Origin of the sequence: Kitasatospora sp. NPDC088351, assembly GCF_040685575.1 — a bacterium.
Classification (GTDB): Bacteria; Actinomycetota; Actinomycetes; order Streptomycetales; family Streptomycetaceae; genus Kitasatospora.
In genome coordinates, this window is record NZ_JBFBIL010000035.1 from 64,749 (window position 1) to 86,595 (window position 21,847).

Annotated in this window: 18 protein-coding genes and 1 pseudogene; 10 read left to right on the forward strand and 9 right to left on the reverse strand. The window is 73.7% G+C overall.

Going from position 1 to position 21,847, the window contains the following annotated elements; translation table 11 throughout:
- Positions 1–1,971, reverse strand: a complete 1,971-nt coding sequence (locus AB0P06_RS23465) for an amino acid transporter (protein ID WP_363610349.1) — start codon at positions 1,969–1,971, stop codon at positions 1–3.
- A gap of 288 nt (positions 1,972–2,259) precedes the next feature.
- Between AB0P06_RS23465 and AB0P06_RS23470 the strand changes: the two genes are divergently transcribed.
- From AB0P06_RS23470 to AB0P06_RS23480, 3 genes are all read left to right on the forward strand, one after another.
- Positions 2,260–3,840: a N,N-dimethylformamidase beta subunit family domain-containing protein gene (locus AB0P06_RS23470; protein ID WP_363610351.1), complete on the forward strand. Its 1,581-nt coding sequence runs from the start codon at positions 2,260–2,262 to the stop codon at positions 3,838–3,840.
- A gap of 133 nt (positions 3,841–3,973) precedes the next feature.
- Entirely contained in the window at positions 3,974–4,708 is a 735-nt protein-coding gene (locus AB0P06_RS23475) for a polyprenol monophosphomannose synthase (protein ID WP_363610353.1), read from the forward strand.
- A gap of 84 nt (positions 4,709–4,792) precedes the next feature.
- On the forward strand, positions 4,793–6,025 hold the full coding sequence (locus AB0P06_RS23480; protein WP_363610355.1) for an aromatic acid exporter family protein: 1,233 nt from the start codon (positions 4,793–4,795) through the stop codon (positions 6,023–6,025).
- Positions 6,026–6,269: 244 nt separating this feature from the next.
- On the opposite strand, the gene AB0P06_RS23485 is transcribed toward AB0P06_RS23480, so the two are convergent.
- From AB0P06_RS23485 to AB0P06_RS23495, 3 genes are all read right to left on the reverse strand, one after another.
- Positions 6,270–8,246 (reverse strand): phosphocholine-specific phospholipase C, encoded by a 1,977-nt coding sequence (locus AB0P06_RS23485; protein ID WP_363610357.1) that lies wholly within the window; start codon positions 8,244–8,246, stop codon positions 6,270–6,272.
- Between the two features lie 85 nt (positions 8,247–8,331).
- On the reverse strand, positions 8,332–9,774 hold the full coding sequence (locus AB0P06_RS23490; RefSeq protein ID WP_363610359.1) for an endonuclease/exonuclease/phosphatase family protein: 1,443 nt from the start codon (positions 9,772–9,774) through the stop codon (positions 8,332–8,334).
- A 295-nt stretch (positions 9,775–10,069) separates the two neighbouring features.
- Positions 10,070–10,516 carry an SRPBCC family protein gene (locus AB0P06_RS23495; RefSeq protein ID WP_363610361.1) on the reverse strand — a complete coding sequence of 149 codons (447 nt, stop codon included), beginning with the start codon at positions 10,514–10,516 and terminating at the stop codon, positions 10,070–10,072.
- A 318-nt stretch (positions 10,517–10,834) separates the two neighbouring features.
- Between AB0P06_RS23495 and AB0P06_RS23500 the strand changes: the two genes are divergently transcribed.
- The 4 genes from AB0P06_RS23500 to AB0P06_RS23515 all read left to right on the forward strand — a co-directional run bounded on the left by AB0P06_RS23500 (position 10,835) and on the right by AB0P06_RS23515 (position 14,226).
- Positions 10,835–11,929, forward strand: a complete 1,095-nt coding sequence (locus AB0P06_RS23500; RefSeq protein ID WP_363610363.1) for a mechanosensitive ion channel domain-containing protein — start codon at positions 10,835–10,837, stop codon at positions 11,927–11,929.
- 100 nt (positions 11,930–12,029) lie between these two features.
- Positions 12,030–12,980, forward strand: coding sequence for an RNA polymerase sigma factor SigF (locus AB0P06_RS23505; protein WP_363610365.1), 951 nt, complete (start codon positions 12,030–12,032; stop codon positions 12,978–12,980).
- 120 nt (positions 12,981–13,100) lie between these two features.
- Positions 13,101–13,493: an STAS domain-containing protein gene (locus tag AB0P06_RS23510; protein ID WP_363610367.1), complete on the forward strand. Its 393-nt coding sequence runs from the start codon at positions 13,101–13,103 to the stop codon at positions 13,491–13,493.
- 244 nt (positions 13,494–13,737) lie between these two features.
- Positions 13,738–14,226: an ATP-binding protein gene (locus AB0P06_RS23515; protein ID WP_363610369.1), complete on the forward strand. Its 489-nt coding sequence runs from the start codon at positions 13,738–13,740 to the stop codon at positions 14,224–14,226.
- 149 nt (positions 14,227–14,375) lie between these two features.
- Here AB0P06_RS23515 and AB0P06_RS23520 read toward each other — a convergent pair whose 3' ends face one another.
- Positions 14,376–14,789: an SsgA family sporulation/cell division regulator gene (locus AB0P06_RS23520; protein ID WP_363610371.1), complete on the reverse strand. Its 414-nt coding sequence runs from the start codon at positions 14,787–14,789 to the stop codon at positions 14,376–14,378.
- A gap of 247 nt (positions 14,790–15,036) precedes the next feature.
- Here AB0P06_RS23520 and AB0P06_RS23525 point away from each other — a divergent pair, with 247 nt between their 5' ends.
- Entirely contained in the window at positions 15,037–15,897 is an 861-nt protein-coding gene (locus AB0P06_RS23525) for a DUF4328 domain-containing protein (protein ID WP_363610373.1), read from the forward strand.
- A 76-nt stretch (positions 15,898–15,973) separates the two neighbouring features.
- Here AB0P06_RS23525 and AB0P06_RS23530 read toward each other — a convergent pair whose 3' ends face one another.
- Together AB0P06_RS23530 and AB0P06_RS23535 are read right to left on the reverse strand one after the other, a co-directional pair.
- Positions 15,974–17,302, reverse strand: a complete 1,329-nt coding sequence (locus tag AB0P06_RS23530) for a deoxyribodipyrimidine photo-lyase (RefSeq protein ID WP_363610375.1) — start codon at positions 17,300–17,302, stop codon at positions 15,974–15,976.
- A 432-nt stretch (positions 17,303–17,734) separates the two neighbouring features.
- The gene (locus tag AB0P06_RS23535) at positions 17,735–18,001 is read right to left on the reverse strand and encodes a metal-sensitive transcriptional regulator (protein WP_363610377.1); all 267 of its coding nucleotides are present in this window, start codon (positions 17,999–18,001) and stop codon (positions 17,735–17,737) included.
- Positions 18,002–18,500: 499 nt separating this feature from the next.
- Here AB0P06_RS23535 and AB0P06_RS23540 point away from each other — a divergent pair, with 499 nt between their 5' ends.
- Both AB0P06_RS23540 and AB0P06_RS23545 read left to right on the forward strand, forming a co-directional pair.
- Complete coding sequence (locus AB0P06_RS23540) at positions 18,501–19,331, forward strand: SAM-dependent methyltransferase (protein ID WP_363610379.1); 831 nt, start codon at positions 18,501–18,503, stop codon at positions 19,329–19,331.
- A gap of 250 nt (positions 19,332–19,581) precedes the next feature.
- Complete coding sequence (locus AB0P06_RS23545) at positions 19,582–20,304, forward strand: DUF4097 family beta strand repeat-containing protein (RefSeq protein WP_363610381.1); 723 nt, start codon at positions 19,582–19,584, stop codon at positions 20,302–20,304.
- A 16-nt stretch (positions 20,305–20,320) separates the two neighbouring features.
- Here AB0P06_RS23545 and AB0P06_RS23550 read toward each other — a convergent pair whose 3' ends face one another.
- Entirely contained in the window at positions 20,321–21,364 is a 1,044-nt protein-coding gene (locus AB0P06_RS23550) for a BadF/BadG/BcrA/BcrD ATPase family protein (RefSeq protein WP_363610382.1), read from the reverse strand.
- A gap of 333 nt (positions 21,365–21,697) precedes the next feature.
- Positions 21,698–21,847: pseudogene (locus AB0P06_RS23555) on the reverse strand (zinc-dependent alcohol dehydrogenase); the annotation flags it as partial.

Here is a 21,847-nt window from a genome sequence, read left to right on the forward strand (position 1 = left end):
TCAGGCGACGTGGACGCGGGGGCGGCGGTCCCGGTCCGGTTCGGCCTCGCGCAGCACCTCGCGGGTGACGGGCGCGACCTCGCCGTGGCCGAACAGGAAGAACCGCAGGAACTGGGCGAGCGGGTTGCCCTCGGTCCATTCGAAGTAGATGTGCGGCCGCTGGCCGGTGAGGTCCCGCACCCGGAGCAGCAGCGCGGCCAGCGCGTTCGGGACGCTGGAGCTCTGCAGCGCGAGCACCCGGTAGCGGTCGTGCAGCACCTCGCCGCGGACCGTCAGCTCGGCCTCGAAGTCGGACGGGTCGAGCACCGTGACCTCGACGAAGACCAGGTCGTCGTCGGCGGGGATGTCGTTGTCGGCGCGGATCTGGCGGCTCTTGTCACGGTACTCGGCGAGGTCCCGGCTGTTGGGCTCGTTGGCGATCAGCCGCAGCGGGCGGTGGGTGTAGTCGCGGACGAAGCGCTCGGCGACCTCGTCCAGCACCACGTCGGTGACGCGCAGCTCGAAGGCCCGCTTGAGCCGGGAGAGCAGCGAGAGCAGCATGATCCCGGCGATGAAGCAGGCTCCGATCTTGACCCCGTCGGGCCGCTCGGCCACGTTCACCGCCGTGGTGTAGACGAAGACCGTGGCGATCACGGCGAACGCCGCGGTCCAGCGGTGCTGCTGGGCCTTGCGGGCGGCGATGGTCACGGCGATGGCGGCCGAGCTGATCAGCACCAGCACGCCGGTGGCGTACGCGCCGCCCTGGGCGTCCACGCTGGCGTCGAAGAGCCAGGTGACCAGGAAGGCGATGGCGGTGAGGACGAGCACGGTCGGGCGCACCGCCCGGGCCCACTGCGGCGCCATGCCGTAGCGCGGCAGGTAGCGGGGCATCAGGTTGAGCAGCCCGGCCATCGCCGAGGCCCCCGCGAACCAGAGGATGGCGATGGTGGAGAGGTCGTAGACGCTGCCGAAGGCGCTGCCGAGGTACTCGTGGGCCAGGTAGGCGAGGGCCCGGCCGTTGGCCGGGCCGCCGGCCTTGAAGGCGTCGGCGGGGATCAGCAAGGTGGTGATGAAGCTGGTGGTGATCAGGAAGACGCTCATGATCAGGGCCGCGGTGGTGAGCAGCTTGCGGGCGCCCCGGATCCGGCCGGTGGGGCGCTCCTCGGTGTCGTCCGGGTCGCCCTCGATGTGCGGCATCACGGCGACCCCGGTCTCGAAGCCGGAGAGGCCGAGTGCCAGTTTGGGGAAGACCACCAGCGCGACGCCGATCATCGCGATCGCGTTGCCGTGCTCGGCGGTGAGCCCGTTCTTCCAGTCGGTGACCACGTGCGGGGCGTGCAGCACCTGCCAGAGACCGGTCACCACCACCACGACGTTCAGCGTCAGGTAGACCGCGACCAGGAACACCGCCAGGCCGATCGCCTCGCTGAAGCCCTTGAGGAAGACCCCGCCGAGCAGTGCGATCAGCACCAGGGTGATGAGCACCTGTCTGCCGCCGAGGACGCCGCTGAGATGGGGGTTCTCCACCAGGTGGGCGGTGGCGTCGGCCGCCGACAGGGTGATGGTGATCATGAAGTCGGTGGCGGCGAACCCGAGCAGCGTCAGGACGAAGAGCTTGCCCTTCCAGAACGACAGCAGTCGTTCCAGCATGGCGATCGAGCCCTGGCCGTGCGGGCTCTCCTGGGCCACCCGCCGGTACACCGGCAGCGCTCCCAGCAGGGTGACCGCCACCAGCACGATCGTCGCCACCGGGGAGAGCAGACCGGCCGCGAGGGCGGCGATGCCGGGCTGGTAGCCGAGTGTGGAGAAGTAGTCCAGACCGGTCAGGCACATCACCCGCCACCAGCGCTGGCCCCGGTGCGCGGCGGGGGCCTCGGCGTGCGGGCCCGGGTGCTGCTTGGCCAGGTCGACCAGGCCCTCCAGCAGCCACGCCCGCAGACGCTGCCGTCCCGACGGAGTGCCCCCCGGATCGGCCGAAGCTGACGAGCCCACGTACACCCCTGTCCACGACTCCGGCCGCCCACGGCTCCGGACCACCTGGCCGCCGTACGGACGGCCCGGTCAGGCTATGTGACGGGGCGACCGGTCCGGCGGAGGGCGGCCGCGCGCGTCGCGCCCGCGGTGCCCTGAACGGCCGTCACGGCGGGGCCGGGAACGGTGCGGTGACACGGTGTGCTGAACCTTCGGCGCGCCGGAGCGCGGCGGGCTCCGGCCGGAGCCGCGACCGGCAAGGATGACCGCGCGGGTCGGCGGGGGCGGCCCGGCCGGGTGAGCGCGAACATGAGGGAGACGGTAGTGGCGGAGCGGCGAACGCCCGGGAGCAGGCGGCACTTTCTGGGGCTGGGACTGGCCGCCGCGGCCGGTGTCTGCTCATGCGGCACCCGCCGGCCGGACCCGGACCCGCAGCCCTCGGCCGGCTCACCGAGCAGCGGTCCCGAGCCCGCGCGGACCGGCCTCCCGTCGGAGAACTCGGCTCCCGGCTCGGCCGACTGGGAGGTCACCAACCCGGGCCCGGCCCACGCGATCGAGGGGTTCGCGGACCGGGTGAGCGTGCTGCCGGGCGAGGGTTTCGGGCTGCATGTCTCCACCGCGGCCGCCGCGTTCACGGTGTCGGCGTACCGGATGGGCTGGTACGGCGGTGCGCGGGCCCGGCTGGTCTGGCGCCGTGCGCACGTGCCCGGCGCCCGGCAGGCCGCGCCCCGGGTCGACGGCCCGACCAGGACGGTGCTGACCGGCTGGCGGCGCACCCTCGCGGTGGACACCGCCGGCTGGCCCGAGGGCGCCTATCTGCTCCGGCTGGACGCCGAGGACGGATCGGGGCAGCGGTACGTCCCGCTCACCGTCCGCTCGGCGGCCACGGCCGGGCGGACGGTGGTGATGAGCGCGCCCGCCACCTGGCAGGCGTACAACGAGTGGGGCGGCCACAGCCTCTACAACGGGCCGACCGGCGGGCTGGCCACCCGCTCGCTGCGCGTCACCTTCGACCGGCCGTACGACTACGACCACGGGGCCGGGCTCTTCCTGGTCTACGAGGCGCCGCTGATCGCGCTCGCCGAACGGCTCGGGATCCCGCTGGCGTACACCACCGGGATCGACGTCGCCCGGGAGCCCGGGCTGCTGCGCGGCGCCACCGCCGTGCTCTCGCTCGGCCACGACGAGTACTGGTCCCCCGAACAGCGCGCACAGGTGACCGCGGCCCGGGACGCCGGGACCAACCTGGCCGTCCTGGGCGCCAACTGCTGCTACCGCCGGGTCCGTTTCGAGCCGTCGGAGCTGGGCCCGGACCGGGTGGTGGTCTGCTACAAGGACGCCTGGCAGGAGGATCCGGGCTACCGGGCGGGCGCGCCGGCGACCACGGACTTCCGGGCGGGGCCGGGCGCCGACCCGGAGAGCTCGATGCTCGGCGTGATCTACGACGGCTACCCGGTGGACGCCCCGTACGTGGTCGGCTCCCCCGGGCACTGGGTCTTCGAGGGGACGGGCGCCGCCGCCGGGACGTCCTTCCCGCACCTGGTCGGCGTCGAGTACGACCGGGTGAACACGGCCTTCCCGACGCCGCGTCCGATCGAGATCCTCGCGCACTCCCCGGTGGTCTGCGAGGGCAGGCGCTCGTTCGCCGACACCGCCTACTCCACCCTGCCGGGCGGCGCCGGGGTGTTCGCCACCGGGACGATGCGCTGGGTGGAGGCCCTGGACGCCCGGGGGCCGGGCGGCAGCAGCGCCGACCACGGCATCGACGCCCGGGCCGGCGACCTGGTCCGCAAGGTCACCGAGAACGTGCTGCGCGCCTTCGCGGCGGGCCCGGCCGGATCCGCCCGCCCCGCCCGGGACAACGTCCGGGCCGTGTACGGCCGGGAGTGAGACCGGCCGGGGGCAGGGCCGGGACGGGGCACGCGCGGCCGTGGCGCGGACACGCCTTAGACTCGCACGGCCGTAGTGGACAACCGTCCGACGGGGCGAGGGCCCCGGCCGGAGATCGCGCGAGGGACAGAACATGGTCGAGGCCTCCCCCAAGGTCGTTGTGGTCGTACCCACGTACAACGAGCGGGAGAACCTGCCGGTCCTCGCCGGCCTGCTCGCGGAGCTGGAACTGCCCAACCTGCACCTGCTGGTGGTCGACGACAACTCGCCGGACGGCACCGGCGAGGTCGCCGACAAGCTCGCGGCGGACTCCGGCGGCACGATCGCCGTACTGCACCGCACCGGGAAGGACGGCCTCGGGCGGGCGTACCTCGCGGGCATGGGCCGGGCCCTCGCGGAGGGGGCCGACGTGGTGATCCAGATGGACGCCGACCTGTCCCACCCGGCCTCGGTGCTCCCGGTCATGGTGGAGACCCTGCTCGCCGACGACACCGCGGTGGTGCTCGGCTCCCGCTACGTGCCCGGCGGCTCGACCGCCGAGGAGTGGCCGTGGCACCGGAAGGCGCTGTCGGCCTGGGCGAACTTCTACGTCAACGCGATACTCGGCCTGGGCGTCAAGGACGCCACCGCCGGGTTCAAGGCCTGGCGCGCCGACACGCTGCGGGCGATCGACCTGCCGTCCGTGAACAGCAACGGGTACTCGTTCCAGGTCGAGATGAACTACCGCGCCGTCCAGCGGGGGCTGCGGATCCGGGAAGTTCCGATCCGGTTCGAGGAGCGGGTCAAGGGCGCGTCCAAGATGAGCCTCGGGGTGCAGGTCGAGTCGGCGCTCGCGCCCTGGAGGCTGCTGCGCGACGGCCGCCGCTGACCGACGCGGGCCACGGCCGGGGCATTCGGGTACCGGTCGGCCGATCCGCGGTGTAAGGCGCGGTGAGCGGGAAAGAAGGGCGGCATGCCCGTTCTCCCGGAACCCCTCGTCACCGCGGTCCGGCGCCGTGCCAGGGAACCCGCCGTCGTCCTGACGGTCCGGGCCACGGTGGCCGCGACCCTCTCGTACGCGGTCGCGGTGCGGCTGAGCAGCGAACCGGCCCCGCTGACCGCGCCGCTCACCGCGCTGCTGGTCGTCCAGGTCACCCTCTACTCCACGCTGACGACCAGCATCCGCCGGGTCAACTCGGTCGTGGTCGGGGTGCTGATCGCGATCGGGTTCAGCACCGTGACGGGGCTCTCCTGGTGGAGCCTGGGGCTGATCGTCCTCGCGTCGCTGACGATCGGCCAGTTCGTCCGGGTGGACGAGTTCGTGAACGAGGTCGCGATCAGCGCGATGCTGGTCCTGGGGGTGACCCGGCTGGCCTCGCAGGCCTGGGACCGGGTGCTGGAGACGGTGATCGGCGCCGCGGTGGGTCTGCTCTTCAACCTGCTGTTCGCCCCGCCGGTCTGGGTGGACACGGCGGGCGAGTCGATCGAGGACCTGGCCCGGCGCGCCCGCCACCTGCTCCTGGGCATCGCCGAGGAGCTCGGCCGGCCCACCCCGGTGGAGCGCGCGGCCGAACGGCTGCACGAGGCCCGCCGGCTCGACCAGGCCATCGCGGACGTGGACGGCGCGCTGCGGCAGGCGGAGGACAGCCTGCGCCTCAACCCCCGGATCAGCGAGGGCCTGCTCTCCCGGCTGGTGCTGCGTACCGGACTGGACACGCTTGAGATCTGCGTGGTCGTGATCCGGGTGCTGGCCCGCTCACTCACCGATCTGGCCAAGCGGCGCGCTCCGGGCGAACGGCTGTTCCCGCAGGAAGTGGCCGTCGGGCTGGAGGAGTTGCTCGACCACGTCGGCGGCGCGCTGGTCAGCTTCGCGGTGCTGGTCACCACCCAGGTGAGCCGCAACGCCGAGGAGGCCGAGCAACGGCTCGGCGCCGAGCTGGCCGCCGCCTGGGCCTGCCGGGAGAACGTGGCCCAGATGCTGCTGCGCAAGGTCCAGGACCACCCGGAGGCCTGGCAGCTGCACGGCGCGATACTGGCCGAGGTCGACCGGATCCTGGACGAACTCGACCTCGAACACCGCAGCCGGCGGCTGATGGAGGAACTGGACCGGGCCTCGGTCGCGAGCCGGGAGCGGTTCTCCCGACTCGCCTGGCTGCGCCGGATCGTCCGCGGCGAGCGGCTGCGGCCGGCCCGGGCGAGGCGATGACGGCACCTCGGGTCGGTCCGACCGGGGCATCGGCCACGGCTCCCGCGGGAGGGGCGGCCGGTTTCGAGGCAGGTCCTCAGGTTGGAGAGCACCACCGACCAGCCGGCCTCGGCGTCGGCGAGTCCGGCGGCGGGCAGGGGCTGGTGATCCTCCGCATGGCTTCGACGCCGGCGGCGGGCCACGGCCGGGCGGCCGGGCCACGGCCGGGGGTCACCGCGTTCGGCGCCCCCGGCCGTGGCCGTGCTCAGTGCACCCAGCCCGCGTAGCGCTGGGTGAAGCGCAGGCCGGTGGCGGCCGTCACGACGACGTCGTAGCGGCCCTGCTTGTCCAGCGGCCAGGCCAGGTTGACCTGCTTGCCGGGCTTGACCCAGACGGTCTGCGCGGTGCCCGCGAAGTCGTTGGGCGCGGCGGTGAAGCCGAGGTCGGTGAGGCCGTCGTTGACCAACTGGAGGGTCAGCCGGGAGGAGTTGACGAGGTCGGCCGTCACGATCGGTACGCCGATGTCGTTCTGGCCGTCCTGGCCGTCGCGGACGACGGTGCCGGCGAAGCGGCGGACGAAGCCGTCCGGGCCGTGGACGGTGAAGTCGTAGCGGCCGTTGGTCCCGGCGGCGTCCCAGACGTGGGTCGCGGTGGCACCGGGCGCCACGGTGTAGGGCGTGCCCGCGAACGGGAGCAGGATGTTGGGGTAGACGGTGTAAGGGAAGGCGACCGTCCCGTCGTTGCTCATGGTGCAGGTGACCCTGCCGGTCCTGCGGTCCACGTCCACGTCGGCCCAGGGCTGGTACGGCAGGTGGCGGTGCGGGCGTTCGCCGCGCTCCTGGACGGGCATGGACTGGGCGCCGGCCGCGGGCAGGGCGACGCCCGGCAGCTTGGTGCCCGCGTCGGCCCTGGCCATCAGCGCGTTGGTGTCGGGGAGCCCGGGTATCGAGAGGTCCGGTGCGGCGAAGTCGAAGCAGCTGGTGAGATCGCCGCAGACGGCCCGGCGCCAGCCCGAGATGTTCGGCTCGGTGACACCGGTGACCAGCTCCATGAAGCGCAGCACCGAGGTGTGGTCGAAGACCTGGGAGTTGACCCAACCGCCGCGCGACCACGGGGAGATGACCCAGAGCGGGACTCTGTTGCCGAGGCCGATCGCCCGGCCCTGGGTGAACTCCTCGGGCGTGCCGGGCTCCGGGGTGGGCGGGACCATGTGGTCGAAGTAGCCGTCGTTCTCGTCGTACATGACCAGGAAGACGGTGTGCTGCCACACCTCCGGGTTGGACATCAGCGACTGGAGCGCCGTGTTGACCCAGTGCGCGCCGTACGCCGGGCCTGCCTCCGGGTGTTCGGAGAACAGGTAGGGCGCGACCAGCCAGGAGATGGTCGGCAGGGTGCCGTCCTTGCAGTGGGCGTCGAAGGCGGCCGGGTCGAACCTGGTCATCGCGTTGATGTACCGCGGGTCCGTGGCGGGGAAGTTGTGGAACTGCTTGAAGTACGACAACGCGTTGTCGTCGTAGTCGCCGGTGCGGTCGTCCTTGCTGGGGTTGTGGTAGACCCGCCAGGAGACGCCCGCCTCCTGGAGCCGCTCGGCGTAGGTCGTCCAGTCTGCGACGGGGTTGTCGGTGACCGGGGTGTTGTCGATCCACGGGCCGGTGGTGCCGTCCCGTCCCGGCCCGGCGGTACCGGTCCACAGATAGAGGCGGTTGGGGTCGGTCGGCCCGGCGAGGGAGGTGAAGTAGGCGTCGCAGAGGGTGAACGCGTCGGCCAGGGCGTACTGGTAGGGGATGTCGTCCCGGGTGAAGTAGCCCATGGTGCGCTCGCCCTTGGCGGCGATCCACTTGTCCATCGCGCCGTTGTTGATCGCCTGGTGGCCGGTGGCCCAGTCGTGCGGCAGGCCGCCGGCGTTCTGCGCGTTGTACTTGGAGGTGTCCATCCGGTACGGCAGCATCACCCCGCCGTCGCTGCGGCGGGCGTCGGGCTGGCGGAACACGTCGCCGCCGTCCGGGAAGCGGAGCGCCTGCTTGTCACCGAAGCCGCGGACGCCGGCCAGTGTGCCGAAGTAGTGGTCGAAGCTGCGGTTCTCCTGCATCAGCACGACGACGTGCCTGACGTCCTTGATGGTGCCGGTGAGCCGGCCCGCGGTGGGTGCGGCGCCGGCGGGTGCGGCCGGGAGGCCGACGACGGCGGCCGCACCCGCGGCCGCGGTGGCGCCGACGAAGGTGCGGCGGGAGAGATCGGACATGACGAACTGGCCTCTCGAAGCTGTGGGAACCGGCTGGGCCGCGTGAACCGGCCGTGCCGGGTGGGCGGTCAGAGCTGCGGAGTACTCAGAGCCGGAAGGTGGCGACGGCGGCGGCCGTGTCGGACGGCCACTGGTTGGCGGCGACGGCGTCCGGGTCGGTGCCGGTGGCGGGCCAGTCGGCGACCAGCGTGTGCGCCTCGACCAGCTTCAGCGGGCCGGTGTACAGGACGTAGTCGATCCGGTCCTGCGGCTCGGGCCGGCCGCCGCGCTGCTTGCGGACCGGCGACCAGGTGAAGCCGGGGGCCTTGACCGGGTTGCGGTTCTCCTCGCGGAAGGTGTCGGTCAGTCCGGCGGCCTGGAGCACGGTGGTGACCGGCCAGGCGAGCGGGCCGACGCCGCCGTGCGCGGTGGCGGTGGCCGCCGTCCAGTCCAGGTGCGAGGGCGAGGAGAGCGCCCCGGCGAGGACGACCGGGGTGCGCCCGGCGGCGTCGGCCCGGACGGCGGCGGCCAGCGCCCTGGCCTGCTGGAGGCGGACGGAGGCGTTCTCGGCGGCCGTCACCTGGGCGGCGCTCTGGCCGTCCTGGACGGCGTAGGGACCGTAGTTCGCCTCGTCCAGGTGCGCGGCCCAGAAGCGGACGGTCCGCCCGCCGGGCAGCTGGAGGGTGACACCGGCGGCGGGCAGCGCGGCGGTGACGGGCGTGACGGCGGTGAGCGGGTAGCGGCTGAGGATGCCCACACTGCCCGGGCTCTGGTAGGCGTACCAGCCGAGCGCGTCGGCGAGCGCCCGGGCCGCGGTGCCACCGGTCTCCTGGAGGGCGAGCACGTCCAGGCCCTGGGCGAGCACCACGCGCAGCTGCTTCTCCAGCGCGTCGGTGGAGTGCGTGCCGGCGTCCCAGAGGTTCCAGCCGGCCGCCTTGAGGAGCAGCGGCCCGGCCGGGTCGGCGACCGGGATCTGCACGGTGACGGTGTCGGTGGCACCCGCGCTGTCCTTGACGCCGACGACCACCACCTCGGGGTTCTTCGATGCCGCGGGGGCGGTGCCGGTCAGGGTGCCGTCGGCGCCGACGGAGGCCCAGGCCGGGCCGCTGACCTTGCGGAACGCGGCGGTGCCGGCCGGGTTGCCGGCCGGGCGGGACCAGAGCCCGCCGAGCTTCACGGTGACGGCGGCGCCGGGGGCCGCCGGGGCGGTGGTGAGCGCGTCGACCGCGCTGTGCGGGCGGACCACGACGGGCTTGGGCCGGAAGCTGAACGGGGCCGTCTGCGCCAGGATGCCGTAGCCGTCCTTGGCCAGCAGGTAGGCCGTGTAGGGGCCGCCGGTCAGCGCGGAGGTGTCGAGCTGGACGTCGCCGGACGCCGCGGCGGTGTACTTCCAGAGCAGCGAGCCGCCGTTGCCGGGCCGGCGGGTGCCGTCGTAGATGCCGACCCAGTTCTTGGCGTCGGGGGCGTCGGTCGTCCAGTGGAAGGTGAGCTTGTCGCCCTCGAAGGGGTTGGCGGAGGAGGTGAGCGCCAGGGCGCTGCCTGTGGCCACGGTTGTCCTGTCCGCCGCTCGGGAGGCCGGTCCGCGGGGGGGGCGGGGACCGGGGCCCGTCCGCGGCTGGTCACGGAGGCTGGGTAGGGCTGCCCGCAGTTGGCTGTACAACTGGGGGCGGGCCCCATTCATCCGAAGGCCGGCGACCAGGACATGAACGAGGTGTGACGGAACATCGGGCGGTGCGGGAACTCCGGCCCGGCCGGGCCGACGGGACGCGGCCGGGCGGAGTGGACCAAGTGGGTCCGGTGGACCGGGTGGACCGGGTGGACCGGCACCGGTCGGCGGCCGCCGGTCAGCCGGCCGGGGCCGGACCGCCGTGACCGCGCCCCTCCTCGACGAACCGCTTGAAGTCGTGCAGATCGTCGATGACCTGACGGTCCACGAAGCCCAGTGCCTCGCCGATCCGTTCCAGCAGTCCGTGCGGCTCGACGTCCAGCTGGAGCATGATCTTCGTGGTGCCCTCGCCGATCCGGTGGAAGGTCACCACCCCGGCCTGACGGACCTCGCCGGCCACGGTGGCCCACGCCACCCGCTCGTCCGGCACCACCTCCGTCGTCCGGGCCTCGAACTCCCGCTGTGCCCCGGCCACACCGACCACCCAGCGGGTCAGCCCGGGGCTCCGCCGCTCGATACTGACCACACCCCGCATGAACCGGGGGAACTCCTCGAACCTGGTCCACTGCTCGTACGCCGCCGAGAGCGGCACGTCGACCTGGACCGACTCCTCGATCTTCGTCATCGTGCGTCCCTTCCTCCCGAGGTACCGGCCACCGTCCGGCGGCCGCTCGCCGAACCGCCTGCCCCGCCCGGGCCGGACCATGCCCGGCTTCGGCGTACCCGGTTTCGGCGTGCCCGGCCGCGGAACGGACCGGCACCGAGGCTGACCGGCTCCGGACGGTCCATCGGACCGGCCCGCCGGACCGGGACTTCCGGCCGGACCGGCGTGAACGACGGCGCAGCGGGCAGGCGGACGCCCGGCCCGGCCGCTCCCCCGCGGCGGCTGCGGAGCGGGCGGGCCACCCGGAGCATCCCGAGCGCGTCCGAAGGAGGGATCCGTGTGGAGGGGTGGAGCCTCGTCCGCCTGCTCGCCGTCGCCTCGGCGGCGGCCATCGCCGCCTACGTCCTGAACCTGGCGTCCGAGGCGGTCGCCCGCCTGCTGGCCGCGCGGGGACACACCGGCCGGGTGCCGGCCCTCCTGCGCGGCTGCCGTCCGCCGCTGCTCGCGGCCACCGCCTGCGGGCTGATCCTCGCCGGAGAGCCGTGGGTGCGCGCGGCCCCGGCGGTCCACGGGGCCGTCCGGCATCTGCTGGTGCTCGCCGCCATCGCCTCCTGCGCGTGGCTCACCGCGCGCCTGGTGCGGCTGCTGGTGGACGGCGCGCTGCACCTCGCCGTCCGCCGGCGCGACCCCGCGTGGGCGGGCCGGGCCCGGACCCAGGCCGGACTGCTCGGGCGGATCTGCCAGGCGGCCGTCGCGGTGGTCGCCCTGGGGGCGATGCTGATGACGTTCCCGGCCGTCCGCGGCCTCGGGACCAGCCTGCTCGCCTCCGCCGGACTGGTCGGTGTGGTCGCCGGGATCGCGGCGCAGAGCACCCTCGCCAACCTCTTCGCGGGCGTCCAGATGGCCTTCGGCGATCTGGTCCGGATCGGTGACGTCGTGGTGGTGGCCGGGGAGTGGGGCACGGTGGAGGAGATCACCCTCACCTCGGTGGTGGTCGCCACCTGGGACCAGCGACGGCTGGTCATGCCGATGTCCTACTTCGCGGGCCGGCCGTTCGAGAACTGGTCCCGCCGGACCAGCCGGATCACCGGGACGGCACTGATCCACCTGGACCACAGCGCTCCGGTGGCCGCACTGCGCATGGTGTTCGACGACTTCCTGGCCAAGAACGCGCTCTGGGACGGTGAGGGCAGGGCCCTCCAGGTGGTCGACACCACACCGACCACCATCGTGGTGCGCGCCCTGATGACCGCCGCCAACGCCGACGACGCCTTCGAGCTGCGCTGCCAGGTCCGCGAGCACCTGGTCGCGCACGTCCACGAACACCATCCGCACGCGCTCCCGCGGGTGCCGGTGGCGCCCGCCGCCGGGCGGCCCGGGGAGCCGTGCCCGACGGCGGCCGACCAGTGTGAGGGCCCGCGCCCCGGAATGTGACAAATCTCCTTCACGACTTCGTCACACCGCCGGGAGGAATCACCTCGGACATCGCGGGTACAGGGGCACGGACCGTCGCGGAACCGATGAAAGGACCGACATGGCTGCGCCCAGTGATGCCCTCCTCGCCCCCGCGCACTCGTTCGCCGAAAGCCAGGCCCGGACGAGGGACGCGGGTCCGGGCGGTGGAGTGCCCGGACCGAGGCCCGAGAGCCCCGGGACGCCCAGGACGCCCGGAACAGCGGAGATTCCGGAGATCGCGGAGATCACGGCGCCGCGCGAGGTCGCGCCGGCCGACGCACGCGCGCTGACCCGCACACTGATGCGGCGGCTCGGCGGGCTGGAGGAGGGCACCCGGGAGTACTCCTACGTCCGGGCCACCCTGATCGAGCTCAACCTCTCCCTGGTCCGCTTCGCCGTCCGGCGGTTCAGCTCCAGCCGCGAACCGCAGGAGGACCTCGTCCAGGTCGGCACCATCGGCCTCATCAAGGCGATCGACCGGTTCGACCCGGAGCACGGGGTGGAGTTCACCACCTTCGCCCTGCCCACCATCCTCGGCGAGATCCGGCGGCACTTCCGCGACACCACCTGGGCCGTGCACGTCCCGCGCCGGCTGCAGGAGCTGCGGCTCACCCTGGCGAAGGCCCAGGAGCTGCTGTCGCAGCGACTCGACCGCGCGCCGACCGTCGCGGAGCTGGCCGGGCACCTCTCGCTCTCCCAGGAGGAGGTGATCGAGGGACTCACCGCCGCCAACGGGCACACCGTCGGCTCGCTGGACATGAGCACGGACCCGTCCGAGGACTCCAAGGGCTCCCTGCTGCACCGGCTCGGTGACGACGACAGCAGGCTGGAGAAGGTCGAAGACCTGGTCTCGCTCAAGCCGCTGGTCGCCGCGCTGCCGGATCGCGACCGGCTGATCCTCTCGATGCGGTTCGTCGAGGAACTCACCCAGTCCGAGATCGGTGCCCGGCTCGGGGTCTCCCAGATGCATGTCTCCCGGTTGCTGAGCCGGACGCTGAAGCGGCTCCGCGACGGTCTGGACGAGGACTGAACGAACGTGTCCCGGCCGCCTCGCGGCCGGGACGCCCGTCCGGCGGCCCCCGCGCCTTGGCCGCCGGCTTTCCCCCGCGTAAGGTCGGAGGGCACTCTCTGGAGGGGAAAGACGACAACCATGCCAGTCGATCACGAGCAGTACCCGACGGCGACGGCCGCGCCCGTCGTACCGGCCGCGCTGACCGTCGAGGTCCGGCACACCGGGGCCGAGGCGGCGGTCTGCGCGGTGGCGGGCGACCTCGACATCGACAGCCTGTCCCCCGCCGAGGAGGCGCTGGCCTCGCTGGTGAAGCAGCGCCCGGCGCTGGTGGTGGTCGATCTGGAGGCCGTGGGCTTCTGTGATTCCTCGGGCCTCAATCTGCTGCTGAAGACCCGTCTGGCCGCCGACGCGGCCGGGGTCGGGTTCCGGCTCGCGGCGATCGCCCCGCCGGTCGCCCGGGTCCTGGAACTGACCGGTGCCGGCGCCGTGTTCTCGATCCACGAGTCGGTCGGCGCGGCGCTCGCCGCGTGAACGGCGGGACGCTGCCCGGTCGCGTCGCGCCCGGGCCCTTCGGCAGGTGCCACCGCGCCGCTCCGGTTCGCCGCCGGGCGGGCGGCGATCGAATCAGCCGCTCCAGGAATAACTCCGGGCCACCCGGGAATCCGACCAGACGACCTGCGACCGCGAAGAGCATGCACGGCGGAGAGCACCCAGTGCGGAGGACACCCGTCGCGAGGCACGCTCACCGCGAAGAGCACGAAGGGGTGAACCGCATATGACGAGGGGCCGGGGCACCCTGGACGACAGCCGGTCCGGCGTCGGCCCGCCGGCGGCCGGCCAGCGACGGCGGCTGCTGCTGGCCGGGCTCCCCAAACCGGTGGCCCGTGCCCGGGCGTTCACCCGGCAGGCGCTCGCCGACTGGTCGTGGCTGACTCCGGAGGACGGCGCCGACCCCGACGTGGTCGACGACGTCATGCTGCTCGTGGCCGAACTGGTGGCCAACGCCATGATGCACGGCGGCGGCCCGTTGGAGCTCCTGCTGGACGCCACCGGCGAACGCCTGCGGATCGAGGTGAGCGACGGCGAGGCCGCGCTGCCGGAGCCGCAGCTGCCGCACCGGCCCGGCCTGCCGGGCGGCCACGGGCTCCTGATCGTGCAGCGGACCGCAGACCGCTGGGGCGCCGATCGGCACGCCCGGGGCAAGGCGGTCTGGGCCGAGGTCGAGGCCCGGCGGCTGGCCCCGGGCCTGGCGGCCGACCGCTGAACGAACGGTCAGGACGCCCGGGGCGGGTGTTCCGACCGGCTACTCGGGGGCGCGCTCGGGCTGGGCGGCTCGGGCTCGTACGGAGCGCACGCCGAGGCGGCCCGGGGCGGTCACCGGCCCCGGGCCGCACGGCCGTCCTCCGGGGCCGCTCAGCCGGACTCCCCCACCAGCTCGGCCACCGTGTCGGGCCACCGGACGAGCCGGTGCTCGGCGCCCGGCGCGACCTCGTCGTACGTCCGCGCGAGGAAATCGGCGAGGTCCCGGGCCGGCAGCACCACCACGGCGCAGCCCTCGTCCCCGTGGAACTCGACGCCGACCAGGTCGGGCGACCACGGCCCGACCCGGAGGTCGCCCAGACCGGCGGGCGCGCGCAGCCCCGTACCGAACAGCTCTCGGGCGGCCGTCCAGGACAGTGAACCCTCCGGCTCGGCCGAGGCGTTGGCCCCGAAGCCGAGCGAGAGCGCGAAAGGGTCGCCGGGGTCGTACCGCACGGCCATCAGCACCGGTCGGGGTCGCGGCCCGACGATGCACGCCTCGATGAAGTCCTCGATGATCTGGGCCACGGTGCGCCCGCCCTCCCTGGTCGTGAATCCGCTGCCCGCCCGCCCGGTGTCGGGCGCGATCTGTCGGACTTGCGTTGATACCGCCGCTGAGCTGGGAATTCTCGATGGCACCGAAGTGCAGCAACCCCATAGAGTCGGCGGGCCCGCCCCGGTCGGGGCGATGGTCTCACCGGTTCGCGCGTCGAGAGCGCGCGACGGTCCAGGAGTTGACGGTCTGATGATGTGTGTGGCTTGCGGGGTGCGCCCCGTGGCGAGTGGGAACTGGCGCTGCTTCGGCTGCGCGGAGGCGGCGCCGGAGTGGCCCGCGGCGTACCGTTCGCCGCACGGCCTGGCGGTGGCGCTCTTCGTTCTGCTGGGCCTCGACGGGTTGATCTCCCTGGGACTGGTCGCGACCGATCTCTGGGCCCACACGTTCTACGGCCGCCTGATCGACGGGACGGACGACGTCGACAGCGGCCTGCTCGACACCCTGAGCACCCTGTCCGACGGGCTGAGCGGGCTCGCCGCCCTGGCGATGGTGGCCACCGCCGTGGTGTTCGTCATCTGGTTCTACCGGGTGCGGCAGAACGCCGACCTGCTGACTCCGAACGGGCACCGCCTCGGCAAGGGCTGGACCATCGGCGCCTGGATCACCCCGCTGGTCCACCTGTGGTTCCCCTGGCGGCTGATGGTGGACTGCTGGCAGGCGAGCGCCCCGCCGGCGGCGGACGGCCGGCGGCGCACGATGCCGCAGACCGTCCTGACCCTGTGGTGGTCGGCCTGGGTCGGTTCCCTGGTGATCGGGCGGATCTCGAACACCCTCGCGGACTCGTCCGATCTGGACATCGTGCGCGGTGCGGTCCTCCTGGAGGCCGTCGGGGAGACGATCAGCCTGGTGGCAGCCGTGCTGGCGATCGTCGTCGTCCACCGGCTGACCTCGATGCAGCAGGCCCGCCGGACGATGATCGATCCGTTCGCCGCCGCCCTGGCGGTCAGGGCGGTCGCGGGGCACGGAGTGGCGGCGGCGACCGGCCCCACGGCGGCCGATACCTCAGGGGTCGGTACGGCAGGGGTCGGTACGGCAGGGGCGGCCGCCGCCGGCCCCACAGCCGCCGAGCCGCCGCGCTGAGCCGGGACCGCGGCTCCGCCGCAAACGCCCCGGGGTGTCCGACGGCCGGCGCGGCGGGCCGGCGGCACGGGCGGGCTCAGCCGAGTCCGCGGGCGTGGCGCAGACGGGCGGAGACGGCGTCCGGGTCGACGATCGGGGCGGGGTAGCCGGCGGGCGGCGGGTCGAGGCGCCACGGCCGGTGGGCGGCTCGGCCCGCGAGCCCGGCCAGCTCGGGCACCCAGCGGCGGACGTAGGCGCCGTCCGGGTCCAGCCGGTCGGCCTGGGCGAGGGGGCTGAGCACCCGGTTGGGCCGGGTGTCCGTGCCGGTACCGGCCACCCACTGCCAGTTGAGCTGGTTGTTCGCCAGGTCTCCGTCGACCAGGAGGTCCAGGAAGTGGCGGGCGCCGATCCGCCAGTCCTTGTAGAGGGTCTTGGCCAGGAAGGACGCCGTGACCAGCCGGGCGCGGTTGTGCATCCAGCCCTCCTCGGCGAGCTGGCGCATCCCGGCGTCCACCAGCGGGAAGCCGGTCCGGCCCTGGCGCCAGGCCTCGCACTCCTCGTCGTCGGGCAGCCAGCGGTCGCCCCGGGGCCGGTAGTCGCGGTGCGCGGCCTCCGGGCGGGCGGCGAGCACCTGGTGGTGGAAGTCCCGCCAGACCAGCTGCCGTACGAACGCCTCGGCGCCGCTGCCGCCCCGGCGTTCGGCGGCCGCGACCAGTTCGGCGGCCGAGAGACAGCCGAAGTGCAGGTAGGGCGAGAGACGTGACGTGCCGTCGGCGGCGAGGTCGTCGTGGAGGTCCCCGTACTGTTCGAGCGGGTAGGCCTGCCACCGCCGCCGCCCGGCGCTCTCGCCGCCGGGCGGCAGGCCCGGCGAGTCGGGGGCGGCGACCGGGACGGGCTCGCTCGCGATCCCGTCGGGCGTGCGCAGCACCTTCGGCACCCGGTGCAGGGTGCGGCGCGGGGTCTGCTGCCAGGCCCGGAAGTACGGGGTGAAGACGGCGTAGTGGTCCTTGCCCTCGGGGGTCACCGCGCCCGGCACGGCCACGGTCAGGGAACCGTCGTGGACACGCAGCCGCTCGCCGAGCCGCTCGCGCAGGGCCTGCTCGCGACGGTGCGCGAAGCCGCTCACACCGGCGGCGACATGGACCGAGACGGCGTCCACCTCGGCGGCGAGGCGGGCGGTCTCGGCGGCGACGGGGCCGCCGCGCAGCACCAGCCGGCCGCCGAGCGGGCGCAGCGAGGCGTCCAGGTCGGTGAGGCAGTCGGCGAGGAAGGCGGACCGGTTGGGCGGGGCGAAGCCCACGGCGGCGACGGCCGGGTCGAGGACGAACAGCGGCACGACCTCGTCGGCGGCGTCGGCGGCGGCCCGGAGCACGGGGTTGTCGTGCAGGCGCAGGTCCTGGGTGAACAGGGCGATGGAGACGGTCATCAGTGGCGGCCCGGTGGTTGTGGTGACGGTTCCGGAACAGGGTCGGGGTCGGGGGTCGGCGGGGGCGGCGCCCTGGGTGGGCGCCACGGCGAGGCATGTGAGCCTGTCACCCGGCCGGGCACACGGCAGGGCGGCGCGCCGGATGACGGGCCGGTACCGGGCCGTCGTCCGGCGGTTGTTCGGAGCCGGCGACGGTGCGGACGGGTCTGCCGGAACGGCGGCGGTCGTCTCGTCGTCGCGGGCCCCTGCGGGGGCGGGCGCAGCTCGGCCGGGCGGCGTCCGGCCATGACCTCCCCGGGCCGCACCGGCACCGGGGGCCGCCGCCCCCTGTACCGAGCCCGTCGCACGGTGGTCGCCGCAGACGGACCGGCCGGGTGTGTACCGGCCGGTCCGGATCGGCGGATGCGGGGCCGGCGCCCGGGGCGGGCCGGGTCAGGCCAGGGTGAGGAAGAGCTTCTCCAGCTCGGCCTCGCTCATCGGCGGGGCGTCGGTGTCCGCGGCCGCCATGCACTGACGCATGCCGCTGGCCACGATCTTGAACCCGGCCCGGTCCAGGGCCCGTGAGACCGCCGCCAACTGGGTGACGACGTCCTTGCAGTCCCGACCGGCCTCGATCATCGCGATCACTCCGGCCAGCTGGCCCTGCGCCCGGCGGAGGCGGTTCAGGACCGCTCCGACCGCTTCCTCGTCCACCTGCATGTCCGGGCCGCCTTTCATGGTGATGACCAGTCCCCCAGTGTACCCGGCGGGGTATCGCGGCCCTTGCGGCAAAGGACCGGCTCCGGGGCAGGGCCCGGCTCGCCCGACGAGCACGGGCTCACCCGATCAGGTGAAAGCGGAAAAATCGCGTGCGCGGAGAGCGACAGTCAATCTACCTTGAGTCACCCGAACGCACATCCGGGCCGCCCGGCGTCCGGATCGACAGGGAGGACCACTCATGACATCCACGATCCATGGCGCACGTCCCGCCCACCCCGAGAACGCGGACGAGCCGCCGCGCCCGCGCGTGACCGTCCCCGACGGTGGGCCGATCACCGACGCCCGGCGCCCGGTGGCCGCTGAAGGGGCGTCACATATGAGGCAAGTGAGCCATTTCCGCACAACAGCGGGTGAAGTGACCATCCGTGCACGGGGATCCACCTGAACACCTAGGCTGTCCGCCAATAGATCATCAGATCATAGGTGCGGGGAGGCAACGGTGGAGTACGAGACGATGCGGGAGCACGGTGAGCCCTCCGTCCCCGCCGATCTGCACCCCGAGATCCCGCATCCGGCCCGGATGTACGACTACTACCTGGGAGGGAAGGACAACTTCCCCGCCGACCGCGCCGCCGCCGAACGGGCGCTGGCGGCGAACCCCGAGTTCCGGTCCACCGCACGGGCCAACCGGGCCTTTCTGCACCGGGCGGTGCGGACGGCGGCGGCCCTCGGCCTCGACCAGTTCCTTGACATCGGCACCGGCATCCCCACGGCCGGCCATACCCATGAGATCGCGCAGACCGTCAATCCGCGATCGCGGGTCGTCTATGTGGACAACGACCCGATCGTGCTGACTCATGCGCGCGCCCTGATGGCCGGGACGCCCCTCGGCCGGACCGCCGTGCTCCAGGCCGATCTGCGCGACCCGGCCGACGTCCTCGCCGCCACCAAGGCCGAGCACCTGCTCGACTTCGGACGCCCGGTGGCACTGGTCCTCGCCGCCGTACTGCACTTCCTGCGGGACGAGGACCGGCCGTACGAGGTGGTGCACACGCTGCTCGACGCACTGGCACCCGGCAGTTGTCTGATCCTGTCGCACGGCACGGCCGACTTCATCCCCGCCGAGGTCCGCGACCGGGTCACCGGGGTCTACGACAGGTCCACCGCCCCACTGGTCGGCCGCAGCCGGGAGCAGGTCCAGACGTTCCTGGACGGGCTCGAGGTGCTGGACCCCGGAGTCGTCACCGTCCCGCTCTGGCGGCCGGACGGCGCTCCCGGCGAGGGCGCGGAGCGGGTCAGCATGTACGGCGCGCTGGCGCGCAAGGCGTAGGCGGCACGGGCCCCGAGCGGTAGGGGCCTGAGCGGTAGGGGCCCCGAGCGGCGCGCGGCGAGGCCCCGCCGAAGCCGTCGGACAGGCCGTCCAGCCGGTGCACTCCGCACCACCCCAACGCGCCAGCAATCCCCAGCGGGGATCGGGGGGTTAGCCCCATGCCCCGGACCGTCAGCACCGGGATACCGTACTCGAACCGGCTCCACAGGGGGGCCTTCACCAGCGACTTTCTCAGATGTGGGGTAGAGGAATGCGCCAGCAGCGCCGCTACGTCGGAGCCCTCGTGCTCGCCGGGATCACCGTGGGCGGACTCAGCGCCTGTTCACCCGACAAGAACTTCAAGGACGACTCCGCGATCCCGGAGAAGATCACCTCCGTCCGGCTGGACAGCACCACCGGAAGCGTCACCCTGCACGGCCGGGCCGGAGCCGACACGGTCTCCGTCCACCGCTCGGTCGACCACTCCGGCGACAAGCCCGGCACCACCGTCACGGTGGAGAACGGCGCGCTGGTCCTGCACGGCTGCGGACGCCACTGCTCGGTCGGCTACACCGTGGAGCTCCCGGCCGGGCTGCCGATCAGCGGGCAGACCTCGAACGGGGCGATCAGCCTCTCCCAGGTCGGCCAGGTGAACGTGTCCACCACCAATGGCGGCATCACCCTGGACGGCGTGGCCGGCCCGGCCGAGGTGAGGACCACCAACGGCGCGATCAAGGGCACCGGGCTGAACGGCGACCACGTCCAGGCGGAGACCAGCAACGGCCGGATCGACCTCACCCCGGTCAGGGCCCAGGACGTGAAGGCGAAGACCTCCAACGGCGGCATCGCCCTCACCGTCCCGGCCGACGCCTACAAGGTCTCGGCCGACACCGACAACGGCAGCAAGAACATCGGTGTCGGCAACGACCCGAACGGCCGGTACCGGCTCGACCTCCGCACCTCCAACGGGGGCATCACCGTCCGGACCTCCTGACGGCCGGGCCGGGAGCTCACCCGGTCCAGGTCCGCACGTCCAGAAGTGGCGGGTCGAGCGGCCAGGGCGGGGCGGCGGCCGTGGCCGCGAGGCGGAGAGCGCCGAGCAGCGGCGGGCCGTCGGGCCGACGCGGGCGGGCGGCCGGCAGGACGGCTGCCAGGGTGGCCACGGCGGCCCCGCGAACCGATGGTAGGTTGAACAGGCCTCCGGTCAAAGCGATCTGAGGCTCCGTCAGCGCGGCGGCTCCGGCAGCAGCAGCCGCGCTGACGGCGATCTCCTCCCCCGCCCGCCGGACGATCCCGCCCGCGACCGCGCAGCCCGCCTCCGCCGCCATGGCGACCTCCGGGGCGAACGCGGCCAGCAGGGCGGCACGGTCCGGGCGCGGCTGGAGCGCGGCGGGCAGGCCGGTCACCGGGCCGTAGCGGCGTTCCGCCGACTCCAGCAGGGCCGGCGAGCCACCCGCACGGCCGTCGTACGCGCGCAGGGCCGCCTCCAGACCGGCCCGGCCGATCCAGGCGCCGCCGCCGCAGTCGCCGAGCAACTGCCCCCAGCCGTCGGCCCGTCGCCAGCCGGTGTCGGGGTGGAAGCCGATCGCCACCAGGCCGGTGCCCGCGGCCACGGCCACGCCCGGCCGCGCCCCGAGCGCGCCCGCGTAGGCGGAGATCGCGTCGCCGGCCAGGACCAGCCGGCCCGCTCCGGTGGCGCGGGCCAGCGGGGCGGGCAGCTTCGCCGCCAGGTCGCGGCCGAGCAGTGCCATCCCGGTGGCTCCGATGGCAACGGCACTGACGCACCCACCGGTTCGCCCGTCCGCTCGCCCGTCCGCTCGCACCGAGGCGGCCAGCGGGCCGAGGGCGGGGAGCAGCTGGCCGAGCAGGGCGTCCGCGTCGTGGCCGGCGCCGGAGATCCGGGCAGGGCTCGCGAGTTCGACGGTGCGCGCCCGGGACAGGTCGGCGGGCCAGGCGTCGGGGGCGAGGGCGAGCCGGATGCCGGAGCCTCCGACGTCAATGCCGATCACCCAGGAGCCTCCGGCGGCTTCGGCCTGGGCCGATGTCCGGTCCACAGCACTCCTCCCAGTGATGTTGCTCTTCCACATCCCGAGACTTCTGTGCGAGAAGCCTCGACATCCCGACGGGTGTCAACCTCAGGTGTGTCCGAAGTGTGCCATCACCGCCCCGGGAAGGAGACCGCGCCGTACACCGTGCCGCCGCCCTCACCACCCGGGCGCACGCGGACTTCTGCCGCGCCATCACCGCCGCCTGTCACGGCGCCGCGCCTGCCCAGGGTCCGGGCGGCCGGCGGGGACACCGGCATCTGAGGTCCAGTCACCTCTGGGCAGACCGCCGCGCGGAGCCGGGAACGGCCCCGCGCGGCGCGGTGACGGCTTGGTGGCGGCTCAGGAGCGGAGGTCGAAGACCAGGCGGGCCGAGACCTTGCCGGCCAGCACCTCCTCGATGCAGGTGTTGACGTCGTCGAGTTTGCGGGTTTCGCGGATGACGCGGGTGCGGCCGAGGGCGTGCAGGCGGAAGACCTCGGCGAGGTCCTG

Bases quoted from the DNA above. Each gene is read 5' to 3' on its own strand.
- AB0P06_RS23470 (WP_363610351.1), top strand. From the start codon at position 2,260: ATGAGGGAGACGGTAGTGGCGGAGCGGCGAACGCCCGGGAGCAGGCGG.
- AB0P06_RS23475 (WP_363610353.1), top strand. From the start codon at position 3,974: ATGGTCGAGGCCTCCCCCAAGGTCGTTGTGGTCGTACCCACGTACAAC.
- AB0P06_RS23480 (WP_363610355.1), top strand. From the start codon at position 4,793: ATGCCCGTTCTCCCGGAACCCCTCGTCACCGCGGTCCGGCGCCGTGCC.
- AB0P06_RS23485 (WP_363610357.1), bottom strand. From the start codon at position 8,246: ATGTCCGATCTCTCCCGCCGCACCTTCGTCGGCGCCACCGCGGCCGCG.
- AB0P06_RS23495 (WP_363610361.1), bottom strand. From the start codon at position 10,516: ATGACGAAGATCGAGGAGTCGGTCCAGGTCGACGTGCCGCTCTCGGCG.
- AB0P06_RS23505 (WP_363610365.1), top strand. From the start codon at position 12,030: ATGGCTGCGCCCAGTGATGCCCTCCTCGCCCCCGCGCACTCGTTCGCC.
- AB0P06_RS23510 (WP_363610367.1), top strand. From the start codon at position 13,101: ATGCCAGTCGATCACGAGCAGTACCCGACGGCGACGGCCGCGCCCGTC.
- AB0P06_RS23515 (WP_363610369.1), top strand. From the start codon at position 13,738: ATGACGAGGGGCCGGGGCACCCTGGACGACAGCCGGTCCGGCGTCGGC.
- AB0P06_RS23530 (WP_363610375.1), bottom strand. From the start codon at position 17,302: ATGACCGTCTCCATCGCCCTGTTCACCCAGGACCTGCGCCTGCACGAC.
- AB0P06_RS23535 (WP_363610377.1), bottom strand. From the start codon at position 18,001: ATGCAGGTGGACGAGGAAGCGGTCGGAGCGGTCCTGAACCGCCTCCGC.
- AB0P06_RS23545 (WP_363610381.1), top strand. From the start codon at position 19,582: ATGCGCCAGCAGCGCCGCTACGTCGGAGCCCTCGTGCTCGCCGGGATC.